At 73.7% G+C, this 22,703-nt stretch carries 2 protein-coding genes; both read left to right on the forward strand.

The annotated features are described in order from the left end of the window. The first annotated feature begins 20 nt into the window (after positions 1-20). Positions 21-5,174, forward strand: coding sequence for a non-ribosomal peptide synthetase (locus tag KLK06_RS58900; protein ID WP_214644658.1), 5,154 nt, complete (start codon positions 21-23; stop codon positions 5,172-5,174). Beyond that, the coding region (locus tag KLK06_RS58905) for a non-ribosomal peptide synthase/polyketide synthase (protein ID WP_214644659.1) at positions 5,174-22,703 on the forward strand (17,530 nt) is incomplete at its 3' end. The genes KLK06_RS58900 and KLK06_RS58905, both read left to right, overlap by 1 nt.

Consider the following 22,703-nt stretch of genomic DNA (forward strand, 5'->3'; position numbering starts at 1 on the left):
CCCCGATCGATGCTCGGAGCGTGGGACTGCTGGTCCGCACCGCCACCGGCAACCTCGTGGCCGCGCTGGAGCAGGCGCTGGACGGCGCGAACGAGCCGCCGCTGAGCAGCGTGGACGTGCTCGACGAGGCGGGACGGCGCCGGGTGCTGGAGGAGTGGAACGACACCGGCGCCGGCACTGGAACCTTGGTACTGGAGTCGTTCGAGGCCCAGGAACCCGAGGCGGTCGCGGTGGTGGCCGACGGGGCCGAGGTCTCGTACGGAGAACTGGACGAGCGGGCGAACCGGCTGGCGCACGTCCTGATCGGCGAGGGCGTCCGGCCCGAGTCGGTGGTGGGGGTGTGCCTGGAGCGCGGCGCCGACCTGATCGTGGCGCTGCTGGCGGTGTGGAAGGCCGGGGCGGCGTACGTGCCGATCGATCCGCGGCAGCCGGTGGAGCGGATCGCGTACCTGCTGGACGACAGCCGCGCCGTGCTCACGGTGACGAGCGAGGAGGTCGCCGAGGAGCTGCCCGCGGGCCGCGCCCGCATGCTCGCCCTCGACGACACGTTCACGAGGATGCGCCTGGCCGCGGCGCCGGCCACCAGGCCAGAGCGGCGGACGCTCGGTGAGCAGGCCGCGTACGTCATCTACACCTCGGGCTCGACGGGCAGGCCGAAGGGCGTCGTGGTCACCCAGGCAGGCCTGGCCAACTACGTCGCCTCGGTGCCCGGCCGCCTGGGCATGGTGGACGGCCGGTACGCGCTGGTGCAGGGACAGGCGACCGACCTGGGCAACACGGTCGTCTTCGCCGCCCTGACCACGGGCGGCGAGCTGCACATCCTGCCGGAGGACGCCGCCACCGACCCGATCGCGCTGAGCGGCGTACGGGCGGACTACCTGAAAATGGTGCCCTCCCACCTGGCGGCGATGGGCGAACCGGAGCCGCTGCTACCCGCGCGTGCGCTGGTGCTGGGCGGCGAGGCGGCGGCCCCGGACTGGGTGGCGCACCTGCTCGCGGTGGCCGAGCGACGTGGCTGCGCGGTGTACAACCACTACGGCCCCACCGAGACCACCATCGGTGTCGCGACGACCCGCCTGCGGGCCGGTGGCGTGGTCCCGGTCGGGACCCCGGTCGCCAACACCCGCCTGTATGTGCTGGACGAGCGCCTGGCACCGGTGCCCCCGGGGGTGACCGGGGAGCTGTACATCGCCGGCGCCCAGCTCGCCCGCGGCTACCTCGGACGCCCCGGCCTGACGGCGGAACGCTTCGTGGCCTGCCCGTTCGGCGGCGGGCGCATGTACCGCAGCGGCGACAGGGCCCGCTGGACCGCCGACGGTGAGGTGGTCTTCGCCGGGCGTGCGGACGACCAGGTCAAGATCCGCGGCTTCCGGGTGGAGCCGGGTGAGGTCCGCGCAGTGCTGGCCAAGTGCCCGGGTGTCGATCAGGTCGCGGTCGTGGCCCGCGAGGCGGCGCCGGGCGACATGCGCCTGGCCGGCTACCTTGTGGCGCAGGACGCCGAAAGTGCGAGTGAGCTGCCGTCGGTGGTGCGCGCGTTCGCGGCCGAGCGGCTGCCGGACCACATGGTGCCGTCGGCCTGGGTGATGCTGGACGCGTTGCCGCTGACCGCCAACGGCAAGCTGGACCGTCACGCCCTGCCCGCACCCGACCGCGCCGCGAGCGCCGGAGCCGGGCGCGGGCCGTCCAGCCCGCGCGAGGAGGCGTTGTGCGCCGCGTTCGCCGAGGTGCTCGGTCTGCCCGCGGTCGGGGTCGATGACGACTTCTTCGAGCTGGGCGGCCATTCGCTGCTCGCCGTCCGCCTGGTCGAACTGCTGCGGACACGCGGGGTCTCCGTGTCGGTGCGGACGTTGTTCGACACACCGACGGTGGCGGCGCTGGCCGCTTCTGCGGGCATCGAACGGGTGGTGCCACCGGTCAACCTGATCCCCGCGGGCGCCACGGCCATCACGCCGGACCTGCTGCCGATGGTGGACCTGGACGCCGGCGAGATCGAGCGGATCGTGGCCACCGTCGAAGGCGGCGCGGCGAACGTGGCCGACGTCTACCCGCTGGCGCCGCTCCAGGAAGGGCTGCTGTTCCACCACCTGCTGGCCGACGGCGGCGACGACGCGTACGTGATGCCGGCCGTGCTGCGGTTCGACTCGAGACGGCGGCTCGACGCCTTCCTCGACGCGTTGCGGCAGGTGGTGGCCCGGCACGACATCTACCGCACCTCGTACGTGTGGGAAGGGCTGCGCGAGCCGGTCCAGGTGGTGTGGCGCCAGGCCGAACTCCCGGTCGTCGAGGTGACCCTGGACCCGCGCGGCGCCGACCCGGTGGCCGAGCTGGTCGCGGCCGGTGGCCAGATCATGGACCTAGGGCGGCCGCCGTTGCTCGACACGCACATCGCGGCCGAGCCGCGCGGCGACCGCTGGCTCGTGCTGGTCCGCGCGCACCACATGGTGCGCGACGGCACGGCACTGGAGGTGCTGCTCGCGGAGATCCTCGCCATCATGACCGGCCGCGGTGACGAACTGCCGCAGCCACTGCCCTTCCGCGACTTCGTCGCCCAGGCCCGCGGCGGGGTACAGCGGTCCGAGCACGAGCGGTACTTCAGGGACCTGCTGGGCGACGTCGAGGAGCCGACCGCCCCATACGGCGTGGTGGACGTGCTGGGCGACGGTGCCGGTGTCGTACGCGCCCAGATCGAGGCCTCCCCGGAGCTGGTCGGCCGCCTGCGCGAGGCGTCGCGGCGCCTGGGGGTCACTCCCGCGACGGTGCTGCACGTGGTGTGGGCCCGGGTGCTGGCGGTGGTCTCCGGCCGGGACGACGTGGTGTTCGGGACGGTGCTGTTCGGGCGGATGAACGCGGGCATGGGCGCGGACCGCGTGCCCGGCCCGTTCATCAACACCCTTCCGGTACGCGTGCGCACGGGCACGCTCGGCGCCCAGGACGCCGTGTTCGAGCTGCGCAGCCAGCTGGGTGAACTGCTGGAGCACGAGCACGCGCCGCTGGCCCTGGCGCAGCAGGCGAGCGGGGTGGCGGGGGACACGCCGCTGTTCACCGCCATCCTCAACTACCGGCGCAGCACCGGGCAGGACCTGGGCGAGCGCTGGGACGAGTCGATGGAGGGCGTACGGCTCGTCTACTCGCGTGAGCGCACCAACTACCCGCTCGCACTGCTGGCCGGCGACGACGGCGAGGTCCTCAGGCTGGCCGTGGACGCCGTCTCGCCGATCGATGCCCACGCGGTGGGCGCGCTGGTGCGGACCGGCGTGACGAACCTCGTGTCCGCGCTGGAGTCGGCGCTGGACGGGGACGGAGATTCGCCGCTGCACGCCGTGGAGGTCCTGGACGAGGCCGAGTGCCGCCGGGTGCTGGCCGAGTGGAACGGCTCGGCGGCCGAGGTGGCGCCGGCGACGCTGGTCGAGCTGTTCGAGGCGCAGGTGCGGCGCACGCCCGACGCGGTCGCGGTGGCCTCCGGCGAGGTGGAGCTGTCGTACGCGGCGCTGGACGAGCGGGCGAACCGGCTGGCCCGGCTGCTGGCCGGCCGGGGCATGACGGTGGAGTCGACGGTCGGCGTGGTGCTGGAGCGGGGGGTGGAGTGGGTCGTCGCGGTGCTGGGAGTGCTGAAGGCGGGGACCGCGTTCCTGCCGCTCGATCCGGTGTATCCGGCGGATCGGCTCGCGTTCTCCCTGGCCGACGCGGGTGCGGCGGCGGTGGTGACCTCCTCGGCGCTGGTCGGGCGGCTGCCCGAGGGCGTACGGCGGGTGGTGGTCGACGATCCGGCGGTCGTGACGGAACTGGCCGGGCTGTCCGGTGCGGCGCTGACCGCCGGCGAGCGCCTCGGGCGGCTGGTGCCGGGCTGCATGGCGTACGTGATCTACACCTCGGGATCGACCGGGCGGCCCAAGGGCGTGATGGTCACCCACAACAGTGCGGTCAACCTGCTGATCGCCGGGGGATGGCAGGTGGGCGCCGGTGATCGGGTACTGCAGCTCGCCTCGCCGGGTTTCGACGCCGCCATCTGGGAGGTGCTGGTGGCGTTGTGGTCGGGCGGCTGCCTGGTGGTGGCCGACGCGCAGGACCTGCTGCCGGGCGCCGGGCTGGCCGAGGTGGTGGCTCGGCTCGGGGTGAGCCACGCTCTGGTGCCGCCCTCGTCGCTGAGCGTGCTGACGCCCTCGGACCTGGCCGGTGTACGGACGCTGGTGGCCGGCGGGGAGGCGCTGGGGCCGGAGCTGGTGGCGCGCTGGGGTGCCGGGCGCCGGCTGGTGAACGCCTACGGCCCGACCGAGGTGACGGTCTGCTCGGCGATGACGGACGAGCCGATGTCGGGTGACGAGGTGTCGATCGGCCGGCCCAACGTGAACACGCGGGCCTACGTGCTGGACGGCTTCCTCCGGCCGGTGCCGCCGGGGGTGGCCGGCGACCTGTACCTCGCCGGCGCGCAGGTGGCCCGTGGTTACGCCGGCCGCCCGGCGCTGAGTGCCGAGCGGTTCCTGGCCGACCCGTTCGGCCCGGTGGGCGAGCGGATGTACCGGACCGGGGACCGGGTGCGGTGGACCGAGGGTGGGCGGCTGGTGTTCGCCGGGCGCAGCGACGACCAGGTCAAGATCCGGGGGTTCCGGATCGAGCCGGGCGAGGTGCAGGCGGCCGTGGCCGCCCACCCCCGCGTGGTCCAGGCGGCCGTGATCGCCCGCGAGGACGTACCGGGCGAGAAGTCCCTGGTCGCGTACGTCGTACCGGAGGAGGACGACGCGCGGCTGGCGGAATCGGTGCGTGCGTTCGCGGCCGAGCGGCTGCCGGCGCACATGGTGCCCTCCGCCGTCGTGCCGCTGGCCGCCCTGCCCGTCACCACCAGCGGCAAGCTCGACCGCCGGGCCCTGCCCGCGCCCGTGTACGAGGCGGGCACCGGCCGGAAACCGGCCAACGCGCGGGAGGAGCTGCTGTGCGACCTGTTCGCCCAGGTGCTCGGGCTGCCCGAGGTCGGGGTCGAGGACGACTTCTTCGCGCTGGGCGGGCATTCGCTGCTGGCGGTGCGGCTGGTCAGCAGGGTGCGTACGGCGCTCGGCGTCGAGGTGCCGCTGCGGACGCTGTTCAAGGTGCGGACGGTGGCTGAGCTGGCACGACAGTTCGGAGACAACAAGCCGGCCAGACCGGCGCTACGGCCGATGCGTACCCGGGAGGGTTCCTGATGATTCCGTTGTCATTCGCGCAGCGGCGGCTCTGGTTCATCGGGCAGTTGGAAGGCCCGAGCGCGATCTACAACATCCGGATCGCCCAGCGGCTGTCGGGCGAGGTGGACCGGGTGGCGTTGAACGTGGCGCTGCGGGACGTGATCGCGCGCCACGAGGTGCTGCGGACGATGTTCCCCGCCGTGGACGGCGAGCCTCATCAGCACATCCTGGCGCCGGCCGAGCTGACCTGGGAGCTGACGGTGGCCGAGGTGCCGCCCGGCGAGCTGGAGGAGGCCATCGGCACGGCCGCGGGGCACGTGTTCGACCTGGCGGCCGAGGTGCCGGTACGGGCGTGGTTGTTCTCGACGTCGCCGGACGAGCACGTGCTGGTGGTGGTCGTGCACCACATCGCGGGTGACGGCTGGTCGCTGGGGCCACTGGGGCGGGACCTGTCGGTGGCGTACGCGGCCCGGTGCGCGGGTTCGGCCCCGGAGTGGGAGCCCTTGCCGGTGCAGTACGCGGACTACGCGTTGTGGCAGCGGGAGCTGCTGGGCGACGAGCGGGACCCGGAGAGCGTGATCTCGGCGCAGCTCGGCTACTGGCGGGACGTGCTGGCGGGGGCGCCCGAGGAGCTGCGGCTGCCGGTGGACCGGCCGCGTCCCGCCGTCGCCTCCTACCGGGGGCACTCGGTGCCGGTGGAGATCCCGGCCGAGGTGCACGCGCGACTGGCCGCGGTGGCCCGAGCCGAGGGCGTGACGACGTTCATGGTGCTGCAGGCCGCCCTGGCGGTGTTGTTGTCGCGGCTGGGGGCGGGGCTCGACATTCCGATCGGCTCCACCAACGCCGGGCGCACGGACGAGGCGCTGGAGGATCTGGTCGGCTTCTTCGTCAACACGCTGGTGTTGCGGGCCGGCCTGTCGGGGGATCCGACGTTCCGCGAGCTGCTGGACCGGGTGCGGGAGTCCAGCCTGGCCGCCTTCGAGCACCAGGACGTGCCGTTCGAGCGGCTGGTGGAGGACCTGGCGCCGTCGCGGTCGCTGGCCCGGCACCCGCTGTTCCAGGTGATGCTGAACGTGCAGAACACCGGCGAGGCGGCGCTGGAGCTGCCGGGCGTGCGGGCCGCCGGGCTGCCGGCGGGCGAGTCGGCGGCGAAGGTGGACCTCGAAGTGCTGGTCGGCGAGGTGTTCGACGCGGACGGAGCACCGGCGGGACTGCGCGGGACGATGGTCGCCGCCGCGGACCTGTTCGACCGGGGATCGGCCGAGGTCCTGGTGACCCGGCTGGCGCGGGTGCTGGCGGCGGTGAGCGCCGACCCGTTGACGCGGGTGAGCGAGGTGGAACTGCTCGACGCCGGGGAGCGGCGGCGGGTGCTGGAGGAGTGGAACGACACCGGCGCCGACGCCGGCGCTGTGGTGGTGGAGCTGTTCGAGTCGGCTGCGGCCCGGACGCCTGACGCGGTGGCGGTGCGCTCGGGCGCGGCCGAGACGTCGTACGCCGAGGTGGAGGACCGGGCCAACCGGCTGGCGCGGGTGCTGGTGAGTGAAGGCGTGGGCGCCGAGTCGGTGGTGGGGGTGTGCCTGGAGCGCGGCGCCGATCTGGTCGTCACGTTACTGGCGGTGTGGAAGGCGGGGGCGGCCTATCTGCCGATCGATCCCGGGCAGCCCGTGGAACTGGTCGCGTACATGCTGGCCGAGAGCCGGGCCGTGCTGACCGTCACCAGCGCGGAGATCGCGGAGGAACTGCCGGCGCGGCTGCTCGTGCTCGACGACGCGCGGACGGCGCGGCGGCTCGCGGCGGCCCCCGACGGGCGGCCGGAGCGGGCGATGGCCGGGGAGCAGGCGGCGTACGTCATGTACACCTCGGGGTCCACGGGGCGCCGGAAGGGCGTGGTGGTGACGCAGGCCGGGCTGGCGAACTACGTGGGGTGGGCGGCCGGCGCGTACGAGGTGGGCTCGGGCGCGGCGTTGCACGCTTCGGTGGCCGTGGACCTGACGGTGACCAGTCTGTGGGTGCCGCTGGTGTCGGGTGCGGCGGTGGTGATGAGCGCGGAGGACCCGGCGGACGGGCTGGTGAAGGTCGTACCGGCGCGGTTGGCGCGGCTGGCCGAGACGGTGCCGCTGGATGCCGGGCGGACGTGGGTGGTGGGCGGCGAGGCGCTGCCGGGCGCTCTGGTCCGCTCCCTGCTGGCGCGGTCGCCGGAGTCGGTGGTGGTCAATGAGTACGGCCCGACGGAGACGGTGGTCGGGTGCTGTGTCCACGAGGCCGGGGCCGATGCCGGGGAGTCGGTGCCGATCGGGCGGCCGATCGCGAACTGCCGGGTGTACGTGCTGGACGAGCGGTTGCGGCCGGTGCCGCCGGGCGTCGCCGGGGAGCTGTACATCGCCGGTGTCCAGGTGGCCCGTGGATATGCCGGACGGGCTGATCTGACATCGGAACGGTTCGTGGCCTGCCCGTACGAGCCCGGCGCCCGCATGTACCGCAGTGGTGACATCGCGCGCTGGAACGCCGACGCGAACCTGGAGTATCTCGGACGGGCCGACGACCAGGTGAAGATCCGGGAGTTCCGGGTCGAGCCGGGCGAGGTGGAGGCCATGCTGGCGGCCCATCCGCTGGTGACCCAGGCCGCGGTGATCGTCCGTGAGGACCGGCTGGTGGCTTTCGTCGCGGGCAAGGACGTGCAGCCCCGCCTGGTGCTCCGCTACGCCGCCGACCGGCTGCCCGGCCATTTGGTGCCCGCCACGGTCGTCGTGCTCGGCGAGCTGCCGCTGACCGCCGGCGGCAAGGTGGATCGCCAGGCCCTGTCGCTGCCAGGGCAGAGGCCGGCCGCGGCGCGGGCGCCGGTCACGGCGCTGGAGGAGAGCCTGTGCGGGGCCTTCGCCGAGGTGCTGGGCCTGGCCGAGGCCGGGGTGGAGGACGACTTCTTCCGGGTGGGCGGGCATTCGCTGCTGGCGGTGCGGCTGGTCAGCCGGATACGCGCGGCGCTCGGCATCGAGGTGCCGCTGCGCTGGGTGTTCGAGGCGCCCACGGTGGCGGCGCTGGCGGGCCGGCTCGAGGAAGCCGGAGTGGCGCGCAAGCCGTTGCGGGCGGTGGAGCGGCCGGAACACGTGCCGTTGTCGTACGCGCAGCAGCGGCTGTGGTTCATCTCCCGGCTGGAAGGGCCGAGCGCGACGTACAACGTGCCGGTCGTGCTGCGGTTGTCCGGCGAGGTCGATCGGGCGGCGCTGAACGCGGCGTTCCTGGACGTGATCGGGCGGCACGAGGTGCTGCGGACCATCTTCCCCGCCGTGGACGGCGAGCCCCGTCAGCGGGTCGTGGACGAGCCCGCCTGGGAGCTGGCCGTGGCCGACGTGGCCTCGGAGGAGGTCGAAGGCCGGATCGGTGAAGCGGTGGGCCACGTGTTCGACCTCGCGCGCGAGGTGCCGATCCGGGCGTGGCTGCTGTCGGAGCCTGCGGACGAGCACGTGCTGGTGGTGGTCCTGCATCACATCTCGGGCGACGGCTGGTCGTGGCGGCTGCTGGCGCGCGACCTGTCGATGGCCTACGCGGCCCGCCGTCAGGGCACGGCCCCCCGGTGGGAGCCGTTGCCGGTCCAGTACGCGGACTACGCGTTGTGGCAGCGGGACCTGCTGGGCGAGGACCAGGACGACGACAGCGTGCTCGCCCGGCAGCTCGGATACTGGCGGGACGCGCTGATCGGCCTGCCGGAGGAACTGGTGCTGCCTGCCGATCGGCCGCGCCCGGCGGTGGCCTCCTACCGGGGGCACACCGTGCCGGTCGAGGTGCCGGCCGAGGTGCACGCGCGGCTGGCGGACGTGGCGCGGGCCGAGGGCGTCACGACGTTCATGGTGGTGCAGGCCGCGCTCGCCGTACTGTTGTCACGGCTCGGGGCCGGGAATGACATCCCGATCGGGTCGCCGAACGCCGGCCGCATGGACGAGGCGCTGGACGACCTCGTCGGCTTCTTCGTCAACACGCTCGTCCTGCGTACCGACCTGTCCGGGAATCCGACGTTCCGCGAGCTGCTGGGCCGGGTACGGGAGTCCAGCCTGGCCGCCTTCGAGCACCAGGACGTGCCCTTCGAGCGGCTGGTCGAGGAGCTGGCGCCCACGCGATCGATGTCCCGGCATCCGCTGTTCCAGGTGCTGCTCACCCTGCAGAACACCGGTGAGGCTGCGCTGGAACTGCCCGGCGTACGGGCCGCCGGGCTGCCGGTCGAGGAGGCGCCGGCCAAGTTCGACCTGGAGCTGAGCCTGACCGAGCTGTCCTCGGAAGCGGGGCTGCGCGGGGTCCTGCGGGTGGCCGCGGACCTGTTCGACAGGGAGTCGGCCGAGACGCTGGTGGCGCGGTGGACGCGGGTGCTGGACGCGCTGACCGCCGACCCGGCGATCCGGCTGAGCGGCGTGGACGTGCTGGCCGCCGGCGAGCGGCACCTGGTGGTGCAACAGTGGAACGACACCTCCAACGGCACTGTCGCGGAGCGGCCGTCCGGGACACTGGCGGAGCTGTTCGAAGCGCGCGCGGCCGTCGCCCCGGACGCCACGGCGGTCGTCGGTGACGGGACGGAGCTGTCGTTCTCCGAGCTGGACGCGCGGGCGAACCGGCTGGCGCGGCTGCTGGTGGCGCGCGGTGCCGGGGTGGAGTCCGTGGTCGGGGCGTCTCTGGAGCGCGGTGTCGATCTGGTGGTCGCCCTGCTGGCCGTGCTGAAGGCCGGGGCCGCCTACCTGCCGGTGGATCCGGACTACCCGGCCGAGCGGATGGCGTACCTGGTCGAGCAGGCCGGGGCGGTCTGTGTGATCACCTCGTCCGGCGTGAGGCTGCCCGGCGGGATCGCGAGGGTCGAGCTGGACGATCCGGCGGTGGCCGCCGAGCTGGCCGGTCATGCCGCGGACGCGCTGGGCGTCGAGGTGGACGGCGCGAACGCGGCGTACGTGATGTTCACCTCCGGCTCGACCGGCCGGCCCAAGGGCGTGGTGGTGCCGCACGCGGGCGTGGTGAACCGGCTGGCCTGGATGCAGGAGCGGCTGCGGTTGCCCGAGGGCACGCGGGTGCTGCAGAAGACGTCGTTCGGGTTCGACGTGTCGGTGTGGGAGCTGTTCTGGCCGCTGCTGTACGGCGGCGTACTGGTCCTGGCGCGGCCCGGCGGGCATCGGGACGCCGCCTATCTGGCGGAGCTGATCCGCCGTGAACGCGTGAGCGTGGCGCACTTCGTGCCGTCGATGCTGGAAGTGTTCCTGGCCGAGCCGGCCGCCGCGCGATGTGGCGGCCTGGAGTGGGTGGCCTGTTCGGGTGAGGCGCTGCCGGCGCATGTGACGCGGCGGTTCTTCGAGGTGCTGGACGGCGTCCGGCTGGAGAACTACTACGGGCCCACCGAGGCCTCGATCGAAGTGACCGCCTGGGAGTGCCCGCCCGGCTGGGCGGGCAGCTCGGTGCCGATCGGGCGGCCGGTGGCCAACACCCGGGCGTACGTGCTGGACGAGTTCCTCCGGCCGGTGCCGCCCGGCGTGGTCGGTGAGCTGCACATCGCCGGGATACAGGTGACCCGGGGCTACGTCGGCCGCCCCGGGCTGACCGCCGAGCGGTTCGTGGCGTGCCCGTTCGGTCCGGGCGGGGAGCGGATGTACCGGACCGGGGATCGGGTGAGCTGGTCGGCCGACGGTGAGCTGTTGTTCGCCGGGCGGACCGACGACCAGGTGAAGATCCGCGGCTTCCGGGTCGAGCCCAGCGAGGTCGGCCTGGTTCTGGCCGGTTGCCCCGAGGTGGGGCAGGTGGTGGTGGTGCCCCGCGAGGACGTGCCTGGGGACGTGCGACTGGTGGCGTACGTGATCCCGTCCGATGGGACGGCAGACATGGCGCAGGTCGTGCGGCGCTACGCCGGGGAGCGACTGCCGGAGTACATGGTGCCGTCCGCCGTCGTCGTGCTGGACGCGTTGCCGGTGTCGATCAACGGCAAGCTCGACCGCAAGGCCCTGCCCGCCCCCGCGTACACCATGACCGCCGGGCGGCGGCCGGGCACCCGCGAGGAGGAGATCCTGTGCGAGGCGTTCGCGGAGGTGCTCCGCCTCGACGGCGTCGGAGTCGATGACGACTTCTTCCGGCTCGGCGGGCATTCGCTGCTGGCGGTGCGGCTGGTCAACCGGATCCGGGCGGTGCTCGGCGTGGAAGTGCCGTTGAAGGACCTGTTCGAGGCGTCCACGGTCGCGCGGCTCGCCGCCCGGCTGGCCGGTGCCGGAGCTGCCCGCGAGGGGCTCGCGCCGATGGAGCGGCTGGAGCGGGTGCCCCTGTCGTACGCGCAGCAGCGGCTGTGGTTCATCGGCCAGCTCGAGGGGCCGAGCGCGACGTACAACATCCCGGTGTCGTTGTCCCTGTCAGGGGACGTGGATGTGGCGGCGCTCAGCGCGGCGTTCCGCGACGTGATCGGGCGGCACGAGGTGCTGCGCACGGTCTTCCCCGTCGTGGACGGCGAGCCCTGCCAGCGGATCCTCCCGGTCGAGGAACTCGGCTGGGAGCTCCCGGTGGTCGGTGTCACCGCCGCGGAGCTGCCCGGCGTGGTCGCCGAGGCGGCCGGGCACGCCTTCGACCTGTCGTCGGAGGTGCCGATCCGGGCGTGGTTGTTCTCGGTGACGGAGCCTCCAGAGATGGAGCTTTCCGAGACGGAGCCTTCAGAGACGGAGGACGAGCACGCGCTGGTGGTCGTGGTCCATCACATCGCCGGGGACGGGGCCTCGATGGGGCCGCTGGCGGCGGACCTCTCCGCGGCCTACCGCGCCAGACGCACGGGTACGGCTCCCGCCTGGCGGCCGCTGCCCGTCCAGTACGCCGACTACGCGTTGTGGCAGCGGGAGGCGCTCGGCGACGAGCGGGATCCGGCGAGCCTGATCTCCGGCCAGGTCGCCTACTGGCGGGACACGCTGGCCGGCGCGCCGGAGGAGCTGGAGCTGCCTTTCGACCGGCCGCGTCCGGAGGTGGCCTCGCATCGCGGGCACATGGTGCCGATCGAGGTGTCGGCCGAGGTGCACGCGCGGCTGGCGGACCTGGCCCGGCGCGAGGGCGTCACCACGTACATGGTGGTGCAGGCCGCGCTCGCCGTGCTGCTGTCACGGCTCGGTGCCGGGACCGACGTCCCGATGGGAGCGGTGCACGCCGGGCGGCCCGACGAGGCGCTGCACGATCTCGTCGGCTTCTTCATCAACACGCTCGTCGTCCGTACGGACCTGTCGGGCGACCCGACGTTCCGTGAGCTGCTGGGGCGGGTGCGGGAAGCGAGCCTGGCGGCTTTCGAGCATCAGGATGTGCCGTTCGAGCGGCTGGTGGAGGAGCTGGCGCCGGCGCGGTCGATGGCCCGGCATCCGCTGTTCCAGGTGATGTTCAAGGTCCAGAACAACGCCGAGGCGGTGCTGGACCTGCCGGGGGTGCGGGCGGAGGGGATCGCGCCGGGGACGGCGGCGGCCAAGTTCGACCTGGACTTCACGGTCGCCGAGATCCCGGGACTTGGCGGGTTGCGCGGATCGCTGGTCGCGGCGGCCGACCTGTTCGACCGGCGGTCGGCCGAGCTGCTGGTTACGCGGCTGGCGGGCGTGCTGGACGTGGTGACCGCCGAGCCGTCCACCCGGCTGAGCGGGGTGGAGGTGCTGGACGAGGCCGAGCGGCACCAGGTTCTCGTGGCGTGGAACGACACGGCGGCCGAGGTGGCGGCCGGGTCGCTGGTGGAGCTGTTCGAGGCCCAGGTGAGGCGTGCGCCCGGGGCCGTGGCGGTGGTGGCGAACGAGGTGGCGCTGTCGTTCGCGGAGCTGGACGAGCAGGCGAACCGGCTGGCGCGGTTGCTGGCGGGACGGGGTGTGGGCCCGGAGTCGGTGGTGGGTGTGTGCCTGGAGCGCGGCGCCGGGCTGATCGTGGCACTGCTGGCGGTGCTGAAGGCGGGGGGCGCGTATGTGGCGCTGGATCCGGCGTATCCGGGGGAGCGGTTGCGGTGGATGGTGGCCGACGCCGCGCCGGTGGTGGTGCTGGCCTCGGCCGGGACGGCGGGTGTGGTGGCGGGGACGCCGGTGGTGGTGCTGGACGATCCGACGGTGGCCGCCGAGCTGGCCGGTCATGCCGCGGGCGCGCTGGGTGTGGAGGTGGATGGCGGGAACGCGGCGTATGTGGTGTACACCTCGGGTTCGACGGGGCGGCCGAAGGGTGTGGTGGTGCCGCATCGCGGGGTGGTGAGTTTGTGCGAGTGGTCGGCGCGGAGTGTGCTGGCCGGGGTGGCGCGGGTGGCGTTGACGACGTCGGTGTCGTTCGATGCGTCGTGGAATCAGCTGGCGGGCTTGTTCGCGGGCCGTGAGTTGCATGTGGTGGATGGTGAGACGTGGCTGGACGCGGGCCGGTTGGTGGGGTGGCTGGCGGCGGGCGGGGTCGACTTCATGGAGGTGACGCCGTCGTATGCACAGGTGCTGGTGGAGCATGGGTTGCTGGAGCGGGCCGGGCTGAAGCGGCTGGGTGTGGGCGGCGAGGCGGTGCCGGCGGGGTTGTGGGCGCGGCTGGCCGGCAGCACGGTGCGGGGGCTCAACTTCTACGGGCCGAGTGAGTGCACGGTGGACACCGCGGTGGCGCGGATCGGGGCTCAGGAGGGTGCGGTGATCGGCCCGCCGGTGGCCAACACGCGGGTGTACGTGCTGGACGGCGCGTTGCAGCCGGTGCCGGTCGGGGTGGCGGGTGAGCTGTACGTCGCCGGTGCGGGGGTGGCGCGGGGGTATGCCGGTCGGGCGGCGTTGACGGGTGAGCGGTTCGTGGCGTGCCCGTTCGAGGGCGGGCGGATGTATCGGACCGGGGATCGGGTGCGCTGGACGCCCGAGGGCGAGCTGGTGTTCCTGGGCCGGGTCGATGACCAGGTGAAGGTGCGGGGCTTCCGGGTCGAGCCGGGCGAGGTCGCGTCGGTGCTGGCCGAATGCCCTGGGGTGGGGCAGGTCGCGGTGGTGGCGCGGGAGGACGCGCCGGGAGACGTGCGGCTGGTGGCCTATGTGGTGCTGTCGGGCGGAATCTCGGTCGATGTCGTACGGGGGTTCGCCGCGGAGCGGTTGCCCGAGTACATGGTGCCGTCGGCGGTGGTGACGCTGGACGCGCTGCCCCTGACGGCGAACGGGAAGCTGGATCGCCAGGCCCTGCCCGTCCCGCAGTACGCCGCCAGGACGGGCCGGGGCCCGGCCGACGCGCGTGAGGAGGTGGTGTGCGCGGCGTTCGCCGAAGTGCTGGGCGTCGAATCGGTGGGCGTGGACGACGACTTCTTCGCCCTGGGCGGCCAGTCGCTGCTGGCGATCCGGGTGGTGGCGGCAATGCAGGCGCGCGGCGTGTCGGTGTCGGTGCGCTCGTTCTTCCAGGCGCCGACCCCGGCCGGGCTGGCGCGGTCGGCCGCCGAGGCGAGGGTGCCGGTGCCGGACAACGCGATCCCGGCGGACGCCACCGCGATCACCCCGGAGATGCTGCCGCTGGCCGAGCTGACGGCGCAGGAGATCGACCGCGTCGTGGCCACGGTCGAAGGCGGCGCCGCGAACGTCGCCGACATCTACCCCCTCGCGCCCTTGCAGGAAGGACTCCTGTTCCACCACCTGCTCGCCGAGATCGGCCAGGACGCCTACGTGCAGCCCACCGTGGTCGAGTTCGACTCCCGCGCCCGGCTGGACGCCTTCACCGGCGCGCTGCGGCAGGTCGTGAACCGCCACGACGTCTACCGCACCTCGATCGTCTGGCAAGGGCTGCGGGAGCCCGTCCAGGTCGTGTGGCGGCGGGCGGAGCTGCCCGTGCACGAGGTGACGCTCGGCGGGCAGGGCGGCGACCTCGCCGAACGCCTGGTGGCGCACGTCGGCCGGACCATGGACCTGGGCCGGGCGCCGCTGATGAGCGTCCACGTCACGCCCGTCCCCGGCACCGGCCGATGGCTCGGCCTCATCCGGGTGCACCACATGGCGCAGGACCACACCGCGTTCGAAGTGGTGATCGACGAGGTGCGGGCGTTCCTCGAGGGACGCGGCGCCGCCCTGCCGGAGCCGCTGCCGTTCCGGGACTTCGTGGCCCAGGCCAGGGGCGCCGTCAGCCGCGCCGAGCACATGCGGTACTTCGCCGGCCTGCTCGGCGACGTGACCGAGCCCACCGCCCCGTACGGCGTGCTCGACGTCCGCGACCACGGCACCGCCTCCGTGCGCGAGATCGTGCCCTTCCCGCCCGGCCTGGACCGGCGGATACGCGAGATCTCCCGCCGAGCCGGCGCCAGCCCCGCGACCCTCATGCACGTGGCGTGGGCCCGGCTGCTGTCGGTGCTGTCGGGCCGCGACGACGTGGTGTTCGGATCGGTGCTGTTCGGCCGCATGACCGCGGGCGCCGGCTCCGACCGCGTCCCCGGCCCTCACATGAACACCCTCCCGGTACGCGTCCGCACCGACGGCCTCGGCGTACTCGAAGCGGTCGGCGCGATGCGCGGCCAGCTCGCGAACCTGCTGCGCCACGAGCACGCCCCCCTGGCGCTCGCCCAGCAGGCCGGCGGCGTCACCGGCGGCGCCCCGCTGTTCACCTCCCTGCTCAACTACCGCCACAACGCCGCCGGCACCCAGGAGGAGGGCAGGTCGTTGGCGGGCATCACGCTGCGCTACTCCGAAGACCGCGACAACTACCCGCTCACCGTCTCCGTGGACGACGGCGGCGACCGGCTCTCGCTCGCCGTGGACGCCGTCGCGCCGATCGACCCGCGGGCCGTCGGCACGTTGCTGCGCACCACCGCCGACAACCTGGCCACCGCGCTGGAAGCGGTGCTGGACGGCGACCCCGATCTGCCGCTGAGCGCCGTGGACGTGCTCGACGCCGCCGGCCGCGAGCGGGTGCTGCACGCCTGGAACGACTCGGCGGTCCAGGTCCGGCCCGCGACGGTGACGGAGCTGTTCGAGGCCCAGGCGGCGCGGACGCCGGACGCGGTCGCGGTGGCCTGCGGCGGGGACACCGCCACGTACGCGGAGTTGAACGCGCGCGCCAACCGGCTGGCCCGGCTGCTGGCGGGGCGGGGCGTGGGCCCGGAGTCGGTGGTCGCGCTGGTGATGGAGCGCGGCGTCGAGCTGATGGCCGCCGTGCTCGGCGTGCTGAAGGCGGGGGGCGCGTACCTGCCGGTGGATCCGGAGTACCCGGCCGAGCGGATCGCGTACATGATCGAGGACGCGGCGCCGGCGATGGTGCTCGCCTCGGTCGCGACGGCGGGGACGGTGCCCGGCGCGCTCGTCGTGGACTCCCACGAGACTGCCGCGGAGCTGCGCGGGCTGTCCGGTGACGACCTGGGGCCGCTGGTGCTGCCCGGGCACCCGGCGTACGTGATCTACACCTCCGGTTCGACCGGCCGGCCCAAGGGCGTCGTCCTCACCCACGAGGGGTTCGCCAACACGGCGGAGGCGCTCGCCCGGCGCTACCCGACCAAGGTGGGCCCCGGATCGCGGATGCTGCAGTTCGCGTCCGTCAGCTTCGACATGTTCTGCTCCGAATGGGTGCTGGCCCTGCCCGCCGGCGCCACCCTCGTCGTCGTGCCGCCGCACCGGCGGCTCGGCGCGGAACTGGCGGCGTTCATCACGGGTGAGGGGATCACGCACGCCGCGTTCCCGCCCGCCGTGCTCGCCAGCATGGACGACGGCGCCGTCCCCGCCGGCGTCGTCATCGACGTGGGCGGCGAGGCGCTGCCGGCCGAGCTGGTCGAGCGGTGGGCGCCGGGCCGGGAGCTGTTCAACTCCTACGGCCCCACGGAGACCACCGTGGACGCGGCGGTGTGGGAGTGCCGGGCGGGCGTGGCCGACGTGCCGATCGGCACGCCGATCGCCAACACGCAGGTGTACGTCGTGGACGAGCACCTGGCGCCGGTGCCGGTGGGCGTGGCGGGCGAGCTGTACGTCGCCGGGGCCGGGCTGGCGCGCGGCTATCTGGGACGGCCGGGGCTGAGCGCGGAGCGGTTCGTGGCCGATCCGTTCGGGCCTGCCGGGACGCGGATGTACCGGACCGGTGACCGGGTGCGGTGGAACGCCGACGGCGAGCTGGTGTTCGCCGGGCGGGTGGACGACCAGGTGAAGATCCGCGGCTTCCGGATCGAGCCGGGCGAGGTACAGGCCGTGATCGCCGCCCACCCGCTGGTCGAGCAGGCCGCGGTGGTGCCCCGCGAGGACGTGCCGGGGGACGTGCGGCTGGTGGCGTACGTCGTACCCGCCGCGACGGACTCGACCGCGATGGACTCGACCGCGACGGATTGGGTCGCACCGGATCCGGTCGCGCGTGTGCGGACCGGTGCGGGGGCTCTGGCCGCCGTGCTGCGCAGGCACGCGGAGGAGCGGTTGCCCGGTCACATGGTGCCGTCGGCGATCGTGATCATGGACGAGCTGCCGCTGACCGTCAACGGCAAGCTCGACCGCAAGGCCCTGCCCGTGCCCGACCACGTGTCCGGGCCCGCCACCCGCGCGGCCACCCCGCAGGAGGAGATCCTGTGCGGCCTGTTCGCGCAGGTCCTCGGTCTGGACGGCGTGGGCGTGGACGACGACTTCTTCGCGCTCGGCGGCCACTCGCTGCTGGCGGTCCGGCTGATCAGCCGGGTACGGACGATCATGGGCATGGAGGTGCCGCTGCGCGCCCTGTTCGAGGCGCCGACCGTGGCCGCGCTCGCCGCCCACCTCGACGCGGCCCGCCGCACCGGCGCCGCCGCCGTGCAGATCGCGCTCACCCGGGTGGAGCGCCCTCGACGGGTGCCGCTGTCGTTCGCGCAGCGCCGCGTGTGGTTCATCGGCCAGCTCGAAGGGCCGAGTGCCACGTACAACGTCCCGGTCGCGCTGCGGCTGCGCGGCCACCTCGACCTCGGCGCGCTCCGCCTGGCGCTGCGCGATGTCGTGGAGCGGCACGAGGTGCTGCGCACGCGGTTCCCGGCCGCGGACGGGGAGCCGTACCAGGAGGTCGTGGCGCCGGCGGAGCTGGCGCTGGAGCTGCCGGTCACCGACCTCGCGCCAGAGGAGCTGGACGCGGCGGTCGCCGCCGCCGCCCGGTACGTGTTCGACCTGGCCGAAGAGGTGCCGCTGCGGGCGTGGTTGTTCCGCCTCGCGCCGGACGAGCACGTGCTGGCCGTGACGATCCACCACATCGCCAGCGACGGCGCGTCCACCGGCCCGCTGGCCCGCGACCTGTCCGCCGCCTACGCCGCGCGCCGCGCGGGCCGGGCGCCGGGATGGGCGCCGCTACCGCTCCAGTACGCCGACTACACCCTGTGGCAACGCGAACTGCTCGGCGACGAACGGGACCCAGGCAGCGTCATCTCCGGCCAGGTCGCGTACTGGCGCCAAGCCCTGGCCGGTGCGCCGGAGGAGCTGGCACTGCCCTTCGACCACCCCCGCCCGCCCGTGGCCAGCCACCGCGGCCACCCGGTGCCCATGGAGGTCCCGGCCGGGGTGCACGCCGCGCTGCGGCAGGTGGCGCGCGACGAGGGCGTCACCATGTTCATGGTCTTGCAGGCCGCGCTCGCCATGCTGCTGTCCCGGCTCGGTGCGGGCACCGACATCCCGATCGGGTCCCCGAACGCGGGGCGTACCGATGAGGCGCTCGACGACCTGGTGGGCTCGTTCGTCAACACGCTGGTGCTGCGTACGGACCTCTCCGGCGACCCCACCTTCGCCGAGGTCCTCACCCGGGTGCGCGAGACCAGCCTCGGCGTCTTCGCCCACCAGAACGTGCCCTTCGAGCGGCTGGTCGAAGAGTTGTCCCCGAGCCGCTCCATGGCCCGCCACGCTCTGTTCCAGGTCATGCTGACCCTGCAGAACACCATCGACGAGGACATCGACCTGCCCGGCCTGCGCACCGAGCCGGTGCACACCAGCGCCTCCGCGGCCAAGTTCGACCTCGACGTCATCATGGCCGAGGCATTCGACGACGGCGGCGCCCCGGCGGGGGTACGCGCGCTGATCACCGCCGCCGCGGACCTGTTCGAGCCCGGTACGGTGACCGCGCTGGCCGGGCGCCTGGCGCGCGTGCTGGAGACCGTCTCCCGCGACCCGCGGGTCCGGCTCAGCGCACTGGACGTGCTCGACCCCGCTGAACGGCACCGCGTCCTGACCGGCTGGAACGCCACCGCGTCCGACATGCCGCGCGCGACCGTGGCGGAGCTGTTCGAGGCCCAGGTACGGCGCACGCCCGGCGCGGTCGCCGTGGTGGCGGACGGCACCGAGCTGACGTACGCCGAGCTGGACGAACGGGCCGGGCGGCTGGCCCGGCGGCTGGCCGGGCACGGCGTCGGCTCCGAGTCGGTGGTGGGCGTGTGCCTCGAACGCGGGCCCGACCTGATCATCGCGCTGCTGGGGGTGCTCAAGGCCGGGGGCGCGTACATGCCGATCGACCCCGCCTACCCGGCCGACCGGGTGGCGTTCATGGTCGCGGACGCCGTGCCCGCCGTCATCGTGGGTACGGGCGTCGCCGGTGTGACCATGCTGGCCGTGGACGGCGACGGTCCCGAGGCGCCGCCGGTCAGGGACGACGGTGCGGTGATGCGGCCCGCGTACGTCATCTACACCTCCGGCTCGACCGGGCGGCCCAAGGGTGTGCTCGTCTCCCACGCCGGCGTGGCCGCGCTGGTCGCCGGCCAGGTACGCGCCCTCGGCGTCGGCCCAGGCAGCCGCGTGGGGCAGTTCGCGTCAGCCAGTTTCGACACCTTCGGCTGGGAGTGGATGATGGCGCTGCTGTCGGGGGCGGCGCTGGTGATGATCCCGCCCGCCCGGCGGCTGGGCGAGGACCTGCCGGTGTTCCTCACCGAGCGGCGGGTCACCCACGTGACGCTGCCGCCCGCCGTGCTGGCCACGCTGGACGAGGGCTCGCTCGACCCCGGCGTCGTCGTGGTGGTCGCGGGCGAGGCGTGCCCGCCGGACGTCATGGCGCGGTGGGCGCGCGGCCGGCGCATGTTCAACTCCTACGGGCCCACGGAGACCACCGTGGACGCCACGCTCTGGCGTTGCGACCCCGCCTCCGGCCAGGTGCTGATCGGCACGCCCGTCGTGGACACGCGGGTGTACGTCCTGGACGAGTTCCTGGCACCCACCCCCGTCGGCGTGGTCGGCGAGCTGTACGTCGCGGGCGCGGGGCTGGCCCGTGGCTACCTCGGACGGCCCGCGCTGACCGCCGAGCGGTTCGTCGCCGACCCGTTCGCCGCCGACGGCACACGTCTCTACCGCACGGGCGACCTCGCCCGCTGGACGCCGAACGGCGTGCTGGCCTTCGCCGGCCGTGGCGACGACCAGGTGAAGATCCGCGGCTTCCGCGTCGAGCCGGGCGAGATAGAGAACGTGCTCCTCACCCACCCGCGGGTCGCCCAGGCCGCGGTGATCATGCGGGAGGACGAGCCGGGCGACAAGCGCCTGGTCGCCTACCTCGTCCTGGCCGACGGCGCCGCCCACGCCGACCCGTCGATCCTGGAACTGGCGGCCGAACGCCTGCCCGACTACATGGTGCCCGCGGCCGTGGTGACGCTCGAGACGCTGCCGCTCACGGTCAACGGCAAGCTCGACCGCAAGGCCCTGCCCGAGCCGGACTACGCCGCGCGCACGGCCGCGCCCGCGGACCGCAGGCCGCCGAACGCCCGCGAGGAGATCCTGTGCGCCGTGTTCGCGCAGGTGCTCGGCTTGGAGAGCGTCGGCGTGGACGACGACTTCTTCGCCCTCGGCGGTCACTCCCTGCTCGCGGTACGGCTGGCCAGCCGCATCCGCGCGGTCCTCGGCGTCGACGTGGACATCCGCGTGCTCTTCGAGGCGCCGACGGCGGCCGGGCTTGCCGCCCGCCTGTCCGATGACGGCACCGCCCAGGCGCCACTCACGCCGATGGCACGCCCGGAGCGGGTGCCGTTGTCGTTCGCGCAGCGGCGGTTGTGGTTCATCGGCCAGCTCGAAGGGCCGAACGCCACGTACAACGACCCCATCGCGCTGCGCCTGCACGGCGACATCGACAGGGACGCGCTCGGGCTCGCCCTGCGGGACGTGATCGGGCGGCACGAGGTGCTGCGGACGGTCTTCCCCGTCGCGGACGGTGAGCCGTACCAGCGGGTGGTGCCCATCGAGGAGCTGAGCTGGGAGCTGTCGGTACGCGAGGTCTCTCCCGCCGACCTGGCGGCGTCGGTGGCCGAGGCCGCCGGGTATGCCTTCGACCTGGCCGCCGAGGCGCCCATCGGCGCCTGGTGCTTCGAGGCGGGCCCGGACGAGCGGGTGCTGGTCGTGGTGATCCACCACATCGCGGGCGACGGCTGGTCCATCGGGCCGCTGGCGCGGGACGTGTCGTTGGCGTACCAGGCCAGGCGTGGCGGGCGGGCCCCGGTGTGGGAGCCGCTGCCGGTGCAGTACGCCGACTACGCCCTCTGGCAGCGGGAACTGCTGGGCGACGAGAACGACCCGGACAGCGTGATCTCCCGGCAGGTCGCCTACTGGCGCGAGACCCTGGCGGGGGCGCCGGAGGAGCTGGCGTTGCCGTTCGACCGGCCGCGCCCGGTAGTGGCCTCGCATCGCGGGCACAGCGTGCCGGTGGAGGTGCCGGCCGAGGTGCACGCGCGGCTGGCCGAAGTGGCCCGTGCCGAGGGCGTCACGATGTTCATGGTGCTGCAGGCCGGGCTCGCCGTGCTGTTGTCGCGGCTGGGCGCGGGCACGGACGTCCCGATCGGGTCGGCGAATGCGGGCCGTACGGACGTGGCGCTGGACGACCTGGTCGGCTGCTTCGTCAACAGCCTGGTCGTGCGCGCCGACCTGTCCGGCGACCCCGAGTTCCGTGAGGTGCTGCGCCGGGTACGCGAGCGCAGCCTGGCCGCGCTCGCCCACCAGGACGTGCCCTTCGAGCGGCTGGTGGAGGAGCTGGCGCCGTCGCGGTCGATGGCCCGGCACCCGCTGTTCCAGATCGTCTTCACCATGCAGAACAACGCCGAGGCCAGGCTCGACCTGCCCGGCGTCCGGGCCGAGGGGATGCCGGCGGGGACGTCGGCGGCCAAGTTCGACCTGGACGTGCTCGTGGGCGAGGTGTTCGACGGCGAGGGGGCGCCGGCCGGGGTGCGGGGTTCGGTGACGGTCGCCACCGATCTGTTCGACCCTGAGTGGGCCGAGCGGATCGCGCGGTACTGGGTGCGGGTGCTGGAGGTCGTCGGCACTGACACGCGGACGCGGCTGAGCGAGGTCGACCTCCTTGAGGAGCATGAGCGGCGCCGGGTGGTGGAGGAGTGGAACTCCACGGCGGCCGAAAAGACGTCTGCGCCGGTGGTGGAGTTGTTCGAGGGCCAGGTGGCGTGTCGGCCGGAGGCGGTGGCGCTCGTCGGTCCTGAGCTGGTCACTTACGCCGAGTTGGATGGGCGGGCGAATCGGCTGGCCCACGTTTTGATCGGTGAGGGGGTGGGTGGCGAGTCGGTGGTGGGGGTGTGTTTGGAGCGGGGGGTGGAGCTGATCGTGGCGGTGCTGGCGGTGTGGAAGGCCGGGGCGGCGTATGTGCCGATCGATCCGCGTCAGCCGGTGGAGCGGATCGCCTACATGCTCGGTGACAGCCGCGCGGTGTTGA

This window comes from Nonomuraea sp. NEAU-A123 (genome assembly GCF_018603905.1).
GTDB lineage: Bacteria > Actinomycetota > Actinomycetes > Streptosporangiales > Streptosporangiaceae > Nonomuraea.